Below are 13,943 nucleotides of genomic sequence, written 5' to 3'. Positions count from 1 at the left end.
CCATGTCGGAAGATGTCGAGAAAAAAGCCCACCCCCTCAAAGTCCTCCTGGGAGGCGTGTTATTGAGCGTGGTGATGCTGTTGCTGAGCGTGTTGCTCGGCGTCATCGCGGTCAATCATCTGGGCGTGTTCGACACCTGGTTGAAGTGGCGTGAGGGCAATTACCTGCCACTGTTGCTATGGCGACTCGCCCTCTATGGCAGCATCGTCTTCGCGTGGGTGAAGCTCAAGGCGCGTCTGCCTGGGAGCGACGAAGATCAGTCGTCCAAGGGGGTTCAGCGGATCGAGTTCCTGGTACTCCTGTTGTTCGTGATCATCGAGATTTCGAAGGCGCCAATCACCTGGTCGGAGGTCTTATGACGCTCTATACGAACGACTACCTCGAGTATTACCTCACCCTGGTAGGGTGGATCATCAACAACGGGATCTGGGACATGATTTCGGACACGGGCCTTTTCGCCCTGCCCTTTATCATCATCGTGGCCCGTGAGTGGATCAAAGTCCGAGGAGAAGGCGCTGACGAGGGCAACAAGGGGGTGCTGTCCCTGGCTCGCATTGAAACCCAGCTGTACGTTGGGTATGTGGTTGTTTCACTGTGTGCTGTGCCAGCCATCTCCGTGGGATTTGACACTCTGCAGTTCGACCAGGCGCGAGGGAAGCAGTGCCAGGTACTGACGCCGGCGCCCTCGGAGACAGGCTGGAACACCACCTTCAGCTCGTTGGCCGGCAAGAGCGCGAAGGTGCCGGTGTGGTGGGCGCTCGTACACGCGCTGTCCAAGGGGTTGAATAGCGGCGCTGTTGCAGCAATCCCCTGCGGTACAGATCTCAGGCAAATGCGCATGGAGGTCGACGCGATGAGGATCGGCAATCCTCTGCTCGCGCAGGAGGTGGCAGACTTCACCCATGATTGCTTCGGCCCTTCCCGCGCGCGCCTGTTCATGCGTCAGCCCGACATAGGGTCGATCGCCAAAGACCAGAAGGCCCTACAGGACCTGAACTGGATCGGGTCCCACTACCTGCTGAACACGGCTGGTTACTACGACACGGATTACTCCAGAACACCCCGTACATCCTGGCCGTATGACACGAAACGAGATGATGGCATGCCCCAGGTTACCGGTGGTGGTGGGTATCCCACTTGCAAACAGTGGTGGTCTGACGGGAACATCGGCCTGCGGGACCGACTGAAAGCCCAAGTCGATCCTAGTTTGCTGAACCAGTTCCTCGGGTGGGCAAAGTGGCTGTCCCAGGAGGAAGTCACCGACTCGATGATTCGCCAGCTCGTGTCGCCTTCTAGCCAGGTCAACGGCGACGTCTACACCGATTATGGTGGACAGGTCGATGGAACCGTCTGGAACGGCCTTGCACGTGCAGGCGGAACATTGGGGGTCGCCGTCGGGTCGCTGGCCTTCTTCCCGGCGATGGACATGGTGCGCCAAGCCTTACCGATGGTAGTGGCCTTCCTCAAGATGGCCATGGTCATCAGCATTCCACTGGTGCTGATAATCGGTGCGTATCAACTGAAAGTTGCCATGACCATGTCAGTAACAATGTTCGCGTTAATATTTGTAGACTTTTGGTTCCAACTGGCAAGATGGGTCGACAGCACAATCATCGACGTTTTGTATGGTTCGGGCTCACCACACCTATCCTTTGATCCAGTGATGGGCTTGAACACCACCACTCAAGACGCGATTCTGAACTTCGTCATGGGTTCGATGTTCATCATCCTCCCGACCTTCTGGATAGTTGCTCTCGGCTGGGCTGGAGTGCAAACAGGGACGATCCTTAACGGTCTAACCAAAGGATCCGACGCTGTAGGAAAAGCTGGCAGCGAAGGGGGACAAATGGCTCAGAAGGCAGTGAAGTCAATCGGTGGGCAGTAGCGTTGATAAAAGCTTGGTCCTTTACTGCGACCAAGCTTTTCAAGGAAGATCCCGATCAAGACCGTCAGTACGCTCGCCCCACATATTGAGAGGGCAGCCCATAACTCCGTCCCGACCATAGGGGGCTTCTTTATCCTCGGAGAACATATCAACCTTATCCAGGTCAGCTTTGGAAAGTGCGTACAGGCCGAGAGCAAGTGAAATGACCGTCAGCAGCACCGACATAAGCCAGCTTATCGAGTTGGCTAAAATGAGCGCAATTACCATGGCGAGGACTCCCCGCTTAACCCAACGGATTGTCGGATTCAAGTCATGCATGCAGAAGCGCGCCACACCTCCCAGGGCCCGGCCTAAGCGGAAGGCAATCGAGTGTTTGGCGGCTGCAGTCATGATTCAATCTCCTTGCCCTATGAGAGCATCTTGCCATCAGATATACGACAGCTTTGGCATTTTCGCAAGGGGTATGGCATAAAACGCCATCACCACTCATCAGGTTCACATCCATGGCCACCCACAATGTCGTCGTTCCACAGCCAATGGAGCAGTCCATTGATGAACTAGTCAGCACGGGTCGTTACCAGAACTTCAGCGAGGTCGTGCGTGCAGGCATCCGGATGCTGCTTGAGCATGAAGCAGCTGAGGCAGCCAGACTCGAAGCGCTGCGCAACGCAACATCAGTGGGCATCATGCAGGTCGAAGCAGGCCAATACGATGAAATCGATCCGGCCAATCTGGCAGCCTACCTCAATAATCTTGGAAGACTGGCGGGCGAAAAGCATGAGTAGGGTCATGGTTCGCATATCACCCCAGGCATGCGTCGACATCGCCGATACGCTTCGCTTCACTGAGGTGAGGCTCGGTGAGTCCGTCAGGAATCGGTATCAAGACCTGCTACAGGAAACGTTCCTCGCCCTAGCTGAGCAGCCGAGGCCAGCAGGCAGCAGATTGCGTGATGAGCTTGCCCCGGGGCTTCTCAGCCTGCATCTGTCATTCAACGTGCTGCAGATGACTGACGGGCGTGTAATTAGACCTCGACATATCGTGTTTTACCGAGCAGGTACAGATCAAATCGTTGAGATATTACGAGTCCTCCACGATGCTATGGAAGTCGCTCAGAATCTGAAACACCTGCATCAGCAGTAAAGGTTAAATGGCTCAACAGAAAATGGGCTTGAATGGGTAATGGAATGGATCACAAGGGTAAAAGCCCTACCCGAAAGGGCGGACGAAGTCCGACAAAAGGAAAAGATTAGGAGCCTTATATGCAAGCAACTTGGTGGGAAAAGACTGTCGAGTACGACTTCGTTATCAGACTTGCCAGCAATGATCGACTAGACTTCGCTGCGCCGATCGCCGGCCGACATGAACGCTCATCAGGCGACGGAATTTTCGGAAAAGACAATAAACTCGTACTTGTCGAATTCAAAAAAGATTACTCCGAAATTGAGTCAGAAAAAACGATATTCAATGACTATGAAGCCGCCACTGCGGCACTCAATAGCTACGACCACCACTGGATAGTCTACGGCGCCCTTACAGAAAATGGCGAGCTAGACCTTTGGAATCAAAAATATTTCGAGCCAGAAGAGTACTTTCTGGACATTACAGATATTCTGACCACCGGGGTGACACACACGACCTTTATGGAGTACTTGACGAAACTGCAGAGTTTCAGAATACCCGATGCGCGTGGTAGCGGGGGGCGTGGCCAGTCGAGCCACGTTTCGGCCGAAAGCATGCTGACAGTGATGGGTGTTTCAAGTAGTGGCAAGCTCATCGGAAGCATGAGCCTTGAGCAGTATCGCCAAGAGTTGAAGCCCTCCCCCCCTGCACCACGCATCGACCTCACACCTACTCCATCGCCTCCAAGATTTGGCTTTTGATGATGGCAATTTGCCAAGAAATCCGTAGCAGCAGACATTCGCTTTACCGTTGATGCCATCTTGGCATTAGGAGAAAAGCCCGCTCCATGCACACCCCATGGAGCAACCTATGCAACTCCTCTCCTGGTTGAGCCGCAAACCGGCTAAACCAACACCAGAAGCCTCACCACAGGGCTTCCATCTGCCGGCGAAGGCTACTGCTCTCCTGCAGAGCCCACTCCGTCAGCAGCTCCTGGAGAACATCTGGCGCCGGGCTTCGCTCTCGCGAGCTCAGTTCAATACCCTCTACCTTAAACCGCTCGAGCGCTACGCTGAGCTGGTGCAGCTGCTCCCTGCCTCTGAAAACCATCACCATGCCTACCTTGGCGGACTCCTGGACCACGGCCTGGAGATCATGGCCTATGCCCTAAAGATCCGGCAGACGCACCTTCTGCCAATAGGCGCTCCACCGGAGTCCCAATCTGCTCAAGCAGAAGCCTGGACTGCAGCGGCTGCCTACGGCGCGTTGCTACACGACTTGGGGAAGATCGCTGTTGACCTCCGCGTCGAGCTCGAAGATGGCCGCGCATGGCACCCATGGCACGGACCGATCAACCGCCCCTACCGGTTCAAGTATGTGAAAGGTAGGGAGTATCAACTGCACGGGGCTGCTTCAGCTCTTGTGTACATGCAAGTCCTGGACACCGGAATCCTGGACTGGCTCAGCGGCTTCCCTGAATTATGGAAGCAACTGATCTACCTTCTCGCCGGCCAGTACGAGCACGCCGGCATCCTCGGCGAAATGGTGATCCAGGCGGATAAAGCTTCCGTTGCCCAGCAACTGGGAGGAAATCCTGAACGCGCGCTTGCGGCCCCAAAGCAATCGCTGCAGCGACAACTGGCCGACGGTCTGCGATTCCTGGTGCGAGAAAAACTCAAGCTCAATCACCCAGATGGACCGGCAGATGGTTGGCTAACGCAAGATGCGCTTTGGCTGGTGAGTAAACCAGCAGCAGACCAGCTCCGGGCATACTTGCTGACCCAGGGTATTGAGGGAGTGCCAACCTCCAATGCGCCGTTCTTCAACATGCTGCAGGACCAGGCAATCATCCAGACCAATGCCCAGGATAAGGCGATCTGGAAAGCCACCATCGATAACGGCCGCGGTTGGAAGAACAGCTTCACGTTCTTAAAGGTCTCGCCGGCACTCGTATGGCCGAATCCGGACGAACGTCCCCCTCAATACGGTGGCAGCCTCACCCTGGAGCAGGAACCGGAGACAGTCGCGCAGGCGGTCACCAGTGCGGAAACCGTCTGTGCGGTCCCGGATGAGCCAGTCGGCCCCTCGGGCGACGCAACTCAACCGCCGGCACGACCTCGAGCCTTAGTCCAGCCAACTCCAACCGAAGGGATCCGATCGTCTGAGCGCGAAGAATTACTGTCACTGTATAGTAATATCACTGCGCCATCAGAAGAGCTAAGTGCTAGCCCAGGCTCAGCAGCCGCCTCCCCTCCCCAGCAAGGACTCGAAGAGGTGGAGCCGGCTGACGATTCTCTAGCAGCCACAGCAAGGAATGCTGCAATAAAAGATGTCACCACCATGCCTACGAGTAGTTCGCTGGGAGGAGCTTTCATCGCCTGGCTCAAAGCCGGGGTCGCCTCCCACAAATTGATCATCAACGATACCAAGGCCCTGATTCACACCGTCGACGACACAGCAATGCTCGTTACCCCTGGGATCTTCAAGCGATATGTGCTTGAGCACCCGGAGCTTGAGCGGATCGTCGGTAAACCGGGGACAGCGGCCTGGCAGCATGTACAACGCGCATTTGAGAAAGAGAAAAGCCACCAGAAAACCAGCAAGCAGCTGAACATCTGGACCTACGATGTAGTAGGCCCACGGAAGACCACGCAGCTGAGGGGCTACCTTCTTCTTGATCCGAAGCTGATATTTGCTGAGCAACCCCTGAACAACCCAAGCTTGCGACGAGTGACGGAAGGGGCCGCTGAATGACGCCCGAGAAATTGCTCCGGGAATACCTCGTCGATCACGACCTCCGGCCTGCCAGCGCGAAAATCTACGGCGCGGCAATGAAGAAGCTGGAAAAGAATTTCGGCAACGCTGTTGATGTGGAGACCATCGATCGACGGGACGTCCTTGCCTTAAGGAACAAGCTGATTGAAGGAGGTCTGTCTAAGCGCAGCTGGAACACTTACTCCAATCACCTCCGAACAATATGGGGTTACGGCATCGAGTATGGGATTCTTCCCAACACCGATGTGAACCCATTCAAGAAGACGACGGTAATTGCACCGAAGCGACAGAGCAAAATCATTGCCGGCGAAGCGATCGTCCGTGCAAGGCGGTGGCTCAGAAGTCTTGCTGACCAGGAGGAGTCGACTGGGGACCGGGCCAGAATCACACCAGCGTGGTTCTGGCTGGCAACTTTCGAGATGTTCTACTACACCGGCATACGGCTGAATGCACTGCTGTGCATCCGGCTGAAGGATGTGGACTGGGATCGACGGCTGGTTCTCGTCCGCGGCGAAACCGAAAAAACACACCGCGAGTTTCGCATTCCCATCATGGATGGGCTAGCGCCGCACATTCAGCGCCTCGTCGATGAAGCTGGTCGAGCGGGCTTTGGCGCCGATGACCAGCTGTTCAACGTCAATCGTTTCTCCCGCCATTACAAGCGGCATGAAATGAACTCGGACCAGGTCGAGGCGATGTACAAGAAGCTGATCATCAGGCTCGGGGTACGGATGACTCCGCACCGGTTCAGGCACACGCTTGCAACCGATCTGATGAAGCAGCCGGAAAGAAACATCCACCTGACCAAAAACCTGCTGAACCATTCGAACATCGCTACCACGATGAGCTACATCGAAGCCGACTATGACCACATGCGAGACGTATTGCATGAGCGCAGCATGCAGCAGGGGGCATTAAGGCTTGTACGTCGGGTGGATGAAAGTAGTGCACCAAATTCGCATGCAGGTGAAAGCGGTATCCGCACAGAGCCTGGTCGACGAATAACGATCGAACAAGATCATCAAGGAGGTGGCTGCTCGGCACCAGAACATCTGCTGATTGAGTTCAGGCAGAGCTGTGCCAGTGCTTTGCTACCGCCCGAAGATCTCTTTCAACCAAGCCTTCTGTTCAGCCTGATGGCATCGACAACAGGGTCTACACCTTTTGCTCGATCTCATTCTGCTGACGCAGGCACTGTGTACAACGCCCGTGCCTCCCCGAAGTTCTGAACCGACGAATGGCAATGAGCCACTACATGGTTAACTGAAGCAGGGCAGATAGCGCATAACTGTCCCAGGTCACTGGTGCTAGGAAACTGGCGCCATGCCTTTGGCTGCGCGTGTTTTGGAGACGTCGCGAAGCGAGGTTCGCAGAGCTGAGCAGCCCGCAAATCCCCTAAGTCATTGAGTTTTTTGGCCCAGGAACGAAAAAGCCCGCCATAAGTGGCGGGCTATTCCATATTGACATCACGCCGAAGCGAGCCTAAGGTTCGCTCCAGACGGCTGCAAGACTAGACATGGCTGTGGCAAGCCCCCCTCTCTAGCACTCACGAACCGCTGTGAATAATGGTGGGTCGTGTAGGATTCGAACCTACGACCAATTGGTTAAAAGCCAACTGCTCTACCAACTGAGCTAACGACCCGTTGGATGGCGCGTATAATACTGATTTCTAACGGGAAATCAACACTCCATCAAAGGATTTTTGTCAAACATACCGTGTCGGGTCTTCGACACCGGCTGCCTTGAAGCCATCTGCACGCAGGCGGCAGCTGTCACATTTACCACAGGCACGGCCTTCATCGTCGGCCTGATAGCAGGAAACAGTCAAACTGTAGTCCACACCGCGGGCGATACCAGCCTGCACGATCTGCGCCTTGCTCATGTTCTGCAGCGGCGCCTGAATGCGGAAGCCCTGCCCCTCTACGCCCGCCTTGGTCGCCAGGTTGGCCATACGCTCGAAGGCCTCGACGAACTCGGGGCGGCAATCCGGGTAGCCGGAGTAATCCACGGCATTGACGCCGATAAAGATATCCCGCGCCTCCAGCACTTCCGCCCAACCCAACGCCAGTGACAGAAACACGGTGTTGCGGGCCGGCACGTAGGTGACCGGGATACCTTCACTGGGGGCTTCCGGCACGTCAATGCTGCTGTCGGTCAACGCCGAACCACCAATACCGTCGAGGTTAAGGCCAATCACCTTGTGCTCGACCGCACCCAGGTCGCGGGCCACGCGTGCGGCTGCGTTCAGCTCGGCACGGTGGCGCTGGCCGTAGTCGAAGCTCATGGTGTAGCAGCTATAGCCTTCTGCTTTGGCCATGGCGACCACGGTGGCGGAGTCCAGGCCGCCGGACAACAAGATTACTGCGCGCTTTTCTGTCATGTGTACTTGCTCCTCAATCAACGTCCGGGTTCGTCGTTCCACAGCAGCTTGTGCAACTGCAACTGGAAGCGTACAGGCAGGTTGTCCGCGACGATCCAGTCTGCCAGGTCGCTGGCATTCACCTGATGGTGGCTCGGCGAGAACAACACCTCGCCGGCACGCTCGGCCAGGTTGTACTGGATCAGCTTGGACACCGCCCAGTCGTAGTCCTCTCGGGAACAGATAACGAACTTGACTTGGTCATTGCGGGTCAGCAGCTCGATGTTCTCGTAGCGGTTACGGTGCGACTCCTCAGAACCCGGGGTCTTCAGGTCGACTACGCGGCTAACGCGCGTGTCGGTGCCAGCGATATCCAGCGCGCCGCTGGTTTCCAGCGACACCTCGTAACCGGCGTCACACAGGCGCTGCAGCAACGGCAAGGCATTCGGCTGGGCCAATGGCTCGCCGCCGGTGACACAGACATAACGTGGCTTGAAGCTGGCAACCTGCTCAAGGATTGAATCGAGGGTGCGAATGGTGCCGCCGGTGAAGGCATAGGCACTGTCGCAGTATTGGCAGCGCAGGGGGCAACCGGTGAGGCGCACGAAAACCGTGGGCAGCCCAGCCGTTCGCGTTTCACCCTGCAAAGAGTAAAAGACTTCGGTAATGCGTAGTGTGTCTTGCATGCTCGCCACGGGCGTGACAGCTAAACAGGCTGTCCGCCTCCGTCAGGCACTGTCGCGGACTCGACATAGCGTTATCCGCAGCAGCGTGTTTACGAAAAAAGGGCAATGATTCTAACGAAAAAACCCGCGACTGGCGCGGGTTTCTTTCGAAAGGTACAGCTACAGCGCTTAGAGCTTCTGCAGGTCACGCTGAGCCAGTTGCGCGGCGGAGGTGCCGGGGTACTGGGTGATGACCTGCTGCAGGATGCCCTTGACCTTGTCGGTGTGGCCCATGCGACGCTCGACATCGGCCAGCTTATAGAGCGAATCCGGCACTTTGCTGTGTTTCGGGTACTTCTGGCTGACCTGGGCAAAGGCTTGGCTGGCACCCTGCAGGTCGCCCTTGGCCAGGTTCACTTCACCCAACCAGTACTGGGCATTACCGGCGTACTGGCTGTTGGGGTACTTGCGCAGGAAGGCATTGAACGCCTGGCTGGCCTTGTCGAAGTCTTTCTGCTTGATCAGGTCGAAAGCGGCATCGTAGTAGAGCTTTTCTTTCGCCGGATCACCGGGCTCGCTACTGGCGGCCGGTTGTTGCGCAGCAGCACCTGCTGCTGCATCGGGGGCGGCATTGGAAGCACCACCACCGGAGGAATTGTCAGGGGTTGCGGCAGGCGCAGCGCCACTGTTGATGCGACGGTCCAGGTCCTGGTATCGCTCCAGGTTTTCCTGCTTCATGCGCGACACATCGTTTTGCAGCTCTTCGATGATGCCTTGCTGGCGGGAAAGCTGATCCTGCATCTGTTGCAGCTGCATGAACAGCTGGCCCTGTGCAGAGGCAGGGGCCGAAGCCCCCGACCCGGCATAGGCGCCGCTCGTGCCATAACCCGCAGGCGGATAAGCGCCTGCGTTGTCATCTACTACAGGGACCTCAGCCCAGGCCGCGAGCGGCAGGCTGAGTGCGAGGACGGTTACTACACGGCGGCACATACGCATAAGAACTTACTTACGCAGTTCTACGCGACGGTTCTGAGCCCAGGACTGCTCGTCGTTGCCGGTGGCAACTGGACGCTCTTCGCCGTAGGAAACCAGTTCCAGCTGAGCAGGGGAAACGCCCTGCAGAACCAGGTAGCGCTGAACGGCTTTCGCACGACGCTCACCCAGAGCCATGTTGTACTCGCGGGTGCCGCGCTCGTCGGTGTTGCCTTCCAGAACAACGCGGTTGCCGTTGGCTTTCAGGTCCTTGGCGTGAACGTCCAGAGCGCGCATGGCTTCTGGCTTCAGGTCCGAGCTGTCGTATTCGAAGTAGAAGGTGGTGATTGCGCGCAGGGCAGCTTCTTCGCTCAGGGAGCCGTCAACTGCGCCAGTGTTGGCACCGTAGCCAGCGTTCGGATCTACAGCAGCGCCTTCGCCTGCGTTGTCACCGCCCTTCGAGGAGCAACCTACAGCTACGGCCATGGCCAGAGCCAGCGCAGCAAATTTACCAAACTTCAGCATTTCCATCGTGAAACTCCTAATGAAACCCCAGTGTGTTAAGCAAAACGTATTACGCCGCAATCAGTTCAGGTAAGGGGACCAGGACGGTTCTCTGACTTCGCCTTGAGCGGTAGGAAGTGGGAGCCTCACGCGGCCATTAAGCGACACGAGCATCAAGACTCCCCGGCCCTGCTGGCGGGTGGCGTAGATTAGCATGGTGCCGTTAGGCGCAACAGTGGGAGACTCATCAAGACTTGTTTCAGACAGAATCTTTACACTTCCGCGCTGCAAGTCCTGTGCCGCCACTTTAAAGTTGGTAAAGCCCTGTTGGCGATGGATCATCACCAAGGTTTTTTCGTCCGCCGAAAGTTTCGGGTTGGCGTTGTAGTTACCCACGAAGGTTACACGCTCGGCACCACCACCACCGACCGACTGTTTGTAGATCTGCGGTTTGCCGCCACGGTCGGAAGTGAAGTAAAGCGTGTTGCCATCTTTACCCCAGAATGGTTCGGTATTGATACCCGGGCCTGCGGTAACACGGCTGATCTGGCGCGATGCCACGTTCATCACGTAGATGTCCGGGTTGCCGTCTTTCGACAATACGAACGCCAGGCGCGAACCGTCCGGCGACCAGGCTGGCGCACCGTTCAGGCCTTCGAAGTTGGTCACCTGCTCGCGGCGGCCGGTATCGATGTTCTGGATGAAGATGCGCGGGCGCTTCTGCTCGAACGACACATAGGCGATACGCTTGCCATCCGGTGCAAAGCGCGGCGACAGGATCGGCTCACGCGATTGCAGCAGGGTAACTGCACGCGCACCGTCGTAGTCCGAACGCTGCAGGGTGTAGCGGGTGTTGTTAGTGGAGAAGCGCTCGGCCGTCACGTACAGCATGCGGGTGGAGAACGCACCCTTGATGCCGGTGAGTTTCTCGAACGACTGGTCCGCAATGTAGTGCGCCATGTCGCGCAACTGGTCGGTGCTACCCGCGACGCTGCCGGTCAGCACTTGCTGCTCGGTAGCGACGTTGAACAGCGCGTACTGCACCTGCAGACGACCGCCTGCCGGCACGATGCTGCCCACCATCACGTACTGTGCACCCAGCGCTTTCCAGTCGCGGAAGATCACTTCGCTGGCCTGCGACGGCTGGCTGATCATGTTCTGCCGCGGAATTGGCGAGTAGTAGCCAGAGTTGCGCAGGTCGTTGCCGATGATATCGGCAATGTCTTCTGGCAACACGCTGCCGCCCTGCAGACCGAACGGCACCACCGCGATCGGGGTTGCCCGGTCGCTGCCGCTGGTGACCAGGATGTTCTTTTCCTCTGCCACAGCCATGCCTGCCACGCAGCACAGCATGACCAGCAGTCCTCTAAGACGTTTAATCACAACGCTAGATCCTCAGGTGTAAATGTCATCTTGAACGAACGATATTGGTTGAAATCGCTCGGCTTCATACCCTGCATCTCGGTCAAACGACCAATGTTCTTCACCGCAGCCACCGCCGAACTGTCGTACGGGCCGTCACCACTGGAACGGGCCACGCTGACACTGGTGATGGTACCGTCCGGCAACATGTTGATCTGCAGGACCACCGTCATGCCCTTGCGCGCGGAAGGCGGACGCGCCCAGCCTTCGGCCGCGCGCATGCGGATCAGGTCGTCGAAGTCGCCGGCCACCTGGTCACCCTGCTCGTCGGCCAGCGCTTGCTGCCGCTCGGTGGTGTCGGACAACAGCTCGGCCAGGGCCTGCGCTTTCTTGTCTTCTGCCGCCTTGCGGGCCGCTTCCTGTGCCTTTTTCTTCTGGGCGTCTGCAGCGGCCTTTTTCTTGGCCTCTTCAGCTGCCTTCTTCTTCGCGTCCTCGGCCGCCGCTTTCTTCTTGGCGTCCTCGGCTGCTTTCTTCTTGGCCTCTTCGGCTGCCTTTTTCTTGGCGTCCTCGGCGGCTTGTTTCTTCGCCTCTTCAGCGGCCTCTTTCTTGGCCTCTTCTTCGGCTTTTTTCTTGGCTTCTTCCTCGGCCTTCTTCTTGGCGATGTCGGCCTGCTGCTTCTCGGCGGCCTTCTTCGCCTCGTCGGCCTTCTTGGCTTCGGCGGCTTTCTTGGCCTCGGCAGCCTTGGCGGCTTCAGCGGCCTTGGCAGCGTCCTCGGCTTTTTTCGCCTCGGCGGCTTCGCGGGCCTCTTCGGCCTTTTGAGCAGCGTCGGCTTTCTTTTGTTCCGCAGCCTTCACGGCCTCCTGCTCGACCTTCTTCTGCTCCAGCTGCTCGACCTCGGTCTGGCGCGAAGCCGTTTTCTTCGCTTCCCCGGCAATCTTCTGATTGGTCTGGGTAGTCGCCTGGCTCTTGGACTTGAGCTGGTACAGGGTAGCCTGAACAATCGGCTTGGATGGCGGCAGCTCAGGCGTCATGGCAAAACTGACGAACAGCAGGGCGAACACCAACACATGCAGGCCGATGGCCCAGACACTGGGCCAGAAGTAGCTTTCCGAGGCGGATGGCTCTCGCTGTTGCATCAGGGCGCCTCGGTAATCAGGCCAACGTTACCGACACCGGCCTTCTGCAACCCGCCCATGGCACCCATGACCGCGCCATAGTCGACAGCCTTGTCGCCACGAATGAACACTTGGGTCTGCTTACCCTGGTCACGGCCGGCAGCAATGATCTTGGTCACGGCGTCGGTCATGGCGGGCAAGGTCATGGCCTTGTCCATCTGCTTGTCGGTATCGACTTCGCTGCCGAGGTTCCAGTAATAGGTTTTATCGGCCTTGATGGAGATGGTGAGGATCTGGACGTTGTTGTCCTGCGGCAAGGCTTCGCTGGAAACCTTGGGCAAGTCGACCTTCACGCCCTGGTTGAGCATGGGCGCCGTCACCATGAAGATGACCAGCAGCACCAGCATCACGTCGATGTAGGGCACCACGTTCATCTCGGCGACGGGCTTGCGTTTGTGGCGAACTCGGGCCATGGGTTTCTACCTGATTACTCTTCGCTGGTGTGCACTTTGCGGTGCAGGATCGCCTGGAACTCGTCGGCGAAGGTGTAGTAACGACCGATCAGCACTTCACTACGCGCAGCGAAACGGTTGTAGGCGATGACCGCCGGGATTGCCGCGAACAGGCCGATGGCGGTGGCGATCAGCGCTTCGGCGATACCCGGGGCAACGGTGGCCAGGGTGGCCTGCTGGGCGCTGGCCAGGCCACGGAAGGAGTTCATGATGCCCCATACGGTACCGAACAGGCCAATGTACGGGCTGGTCGAACCGACGGTGGCCAGGAATGGCAGGCTCTGCTCGAGTTTTTCTTCCTCGCGCGAAATGGCCACGCGCATGGCACGGCCAACGCCTTCCATGACCGCATCCGGGTCAACGCCCGGCTGCTGGCGCAGGCGCGAGAACTCCTTGAAGCCGGCACGGAACACCTGCTCTACACCGGAGTCCGGGTCTGGGTTGCTGCCTGCCTGGCGGTACAGCTTGGACAGGTCGATGCCCGACCAGAAGCGCTCCTCGAAGGCATCCAGCGCACGACGACCGGCGCGCAGCATGGTGCTGCGCTGGAAGATCATGATCCATGAAGTGACCGAGGCGGCCACCAGGGTCAGCATTACCAGCTGTACCACCACGCTGGCATTGCTGACCAGACTCCACATGGAGGTATGGTCGACGACGTTAGCTTCCACG

The 13,943-nt window shown here is 57.7% G+C and carries 16 protein-coding genes and 1 tRNA gene; 7 read left to right on the top strand and 10 right to left on the bottom strand.

What is annotated here, in order from left to right; translation table 11 throughout:
- Positions 1-2 precede the first annotated feature (2 nt).
- Entirely contained in the window at positions 3-359 is a 357-nt protein-coding gene (locus PM2_RS05880) for a hypothetical protein (RefSeq protein WP_028700145.1), read from the top strand.
- Positions 356-1,885, top strand: a complete 1,530-nt coding sequence (locus PM2_RS05875; RefSeq protein ID WP_028700144.1) for a conjugal transfer protein TraG N-terminal domain-containing protein — start codon at positions 356-358, stop codon at positions 1,883-1,885. The genes PM2_RS05880 and PM2_RS05875 overlap by 4 nt, the downstream gene beginning before the upstream one ends.
- A gap of 39 nt (positions 1,886-1,924) precedes the next feature.
- Here PM2_RS05875 and PM2_RS05870 read toward each other — a convergent pair whose 3' ends face one another.
- Positions 1,925-2,275, bottom strand: a complete 351-nt coding sequence (locus PM2_RS05870) for a hypothetical protein (RefSeq protein WP_028700143.1) — start codon at positions 2,273-2,275, stop codon at positions 1,925-1,927.
- Between the two features lie 113 nt (positions 2,276-2,388).
- Between PM2_RS05870 and PM2_RS05865 the strand changes: the two genes are divergently transcribed.
- From PM2_RS05865 to PM2_RS05845, 5 genes are all read left to right on the top strand, one after another.
- Entirely contained in the window at positions 2,389-2,670 is a 282-nt protein-coding gene (locus tag PM2_RS05865; RefSeq protein ID WP_023628684.1) for a type II toxin-antitoxin system ParD family antitoxin, read from the top strand.
- A complete protein-coding gene (locus PM2_RS05860; protein WP_338053653.1) occupies positions 2,597-3,028 on the top strand; it encodes a type II toxin-antitoxin system RelE/ParE family toxin in 432 nt (143 codons plus the stop codon). The genes PM2_RS05865 and PM2_RS05860 overlap by 74 nt, the downstream gene beginning before the upstream one ends.
- A 119-nt stretch (positions 3,029-3,147) precedes the next feature.
- Entirely contained in the window at positions 3,148-3,768 is a 621-nt protein-coding gene (locus PM2_RS05855) for a hypothetical protein (protein WP_028700141.1), read from the top strand.
- Positions 3,769-3,865: 97 nt separating this feature from the next.
- The gene (gene mobH / locus PM2_RS05850; RefSeq protein ID WP_028700140.1) at positions 3,866-5,761 is read left to right on the top strand and encodes a MobH family relaxase; all 1,896 of its coding nucleotides are present in this window, start codon (positions 3,866-3,868) and stop codon (positions 5,759-5,761) included.
- Complete coding sequence (locus tag PM2_RS05845; protein ID WP_028700139.1) at positions 5,758-7,011, top strand: site-specific integrase; 1,254 nt, start codon at positions 5,758-5,760, stop codon at positions 7,009-7,011. Before mobH ends, PM2_RS05845 begins: the two co-directional genes overlap by 4 nt.
- A 337-nt stretch (positions 7,012-7,348) precedes the next feature.
- Here PM2_RS05845 and PM2_RS05840 read toward each other — a convergent pair.
- The 9 genes from PM2_RS05840 to tolQ all read right to left on the bottom strand — a co-directional run bounded on the left by PM2_RS05840 (position 7,349) and on the right by tolQ (position 13,942).
- Positions 7,349-7,424 (bottom strand) — tRNA-Lys (locus PM2_RS05840).
- 63 nt (positions 7,425-7,487) lie between these two features.
- The gene (gene queC, locus PM2_RS05835) at positions 7,488-8,162 is read right to left on the bottom strand and encodes a 7-cyano-7-deazaguanine synthase QueC (protein WP_016711989.1); all 675 of its coding nucleotides are present in this window, start codon (positions 8,160-8,162) and stop codon (positions 7,488-7,490) included.
- A gap of 17 nt (positions 8,163-8,179) precedes the next feature.
- Positions 8,180-8,827 carry a 7-carboxy-7-deazaguanine synthase QueE gene (gene queE / locus PM2_RS05830; RefSeq protein WP_016711990.1) on the bottom strand — a complete coding sequence of 216 codons (648 nt, stop codon included), beginning with the start codon at positions 8,825-8,827 and terminating at the stop codon, positions 8,180-8,182.
- A gap of 168 nt (positions 8,828-8,995) precedes the next feature.
- Complete coding sequence (gene ybgF, locus PM2_RS05825; RefSeq protein WP_016711991.1) at positions 8,996-9,802, bottom strand: tol-pal system protein YbgF; 807 nt, start codon at positions 9,800-9,802, stop codon at positions 8,996-8,998.
- A 6-nt stretch (positions 9,803-9,808) separates the two neighbouring features.
- On the bottom strand, positions 9,809-10,309 hold the full coding sequence (pal, locus tag PM2_RS05820) for a peptidoglycan-associated lipoprotein Pal (protein WP_003254755.1): 501 nt from the start codon (positions 10,307-10,309) through the stop codon (positions 9,809-9,811).
- 54 nt (positions 10,310-10,363) lie between these two features.
- A complete protein-coding gene (gene tolB, locus PM2_RS05815; RefSeq protein WP_019098470.1) occupies positions 10,364-11,635 on the bottom strand; it encodes a Tol-Pal system beta propeller repeat protein TolB in 1,272 nt (423 codons plus the stop codon).
- Between the two features lie 26 nt (positions 11,636-11,661).
- The gene (gene tolA / locus PM2_RS05810; RefSeq protein WP_016711993.1) at positions 11,662-12,780 is read right to left on the bottom strand and encodes a cell envelope integrity protein TolA; all 1,119 of its coding nucleotides are present in this window, start codon (positions 12,778-12,780) and stop codon (positions 11,662-11,664) included.
- Positions 12,780-13,232 (bottom strand): protein TolR, encoded by a 453-nt coding sequence (tolR, locus tag PM2_RS05805; protein ID WP_003254760.1) that lies wholly within the window; start codon positions 13,230-13,232, stop codon positions 12,780-12,782. Before tolR ends, tolA begins: the two co-directional genes overlap by 1 nt.
- A 14-nt stretch (positions 13,233-13,246) precedes the next feature.
- Entirely contained in the window at positions 13,247-13,942 is a 696-nt protein-coding gene (tolQ, locus tag PM2_RS05800) for a protein TolQ (protein ID WP_010952367.1), read from the bottom strand.
- Between the last annotated feature and the right edge of the window lies 1 nt (position 13,943).

This window comes from Pseudomonas monteilii NBRC 103158 = DSM 14164 (assembly GCF_000730605.1).
Lineage (GTDB): Bacteria > Pseudomonadota > Gammaproteobacteria > Pseudomonadales > Pseudomonadaceae > Aquipseudomonas > Aquipseudomonas monteilii.
The sequence above is the reverse complement of the archived record's forward strand: the minus strand, read 5'-3'. Positions and strand labels throughout refer to the sequence as shown.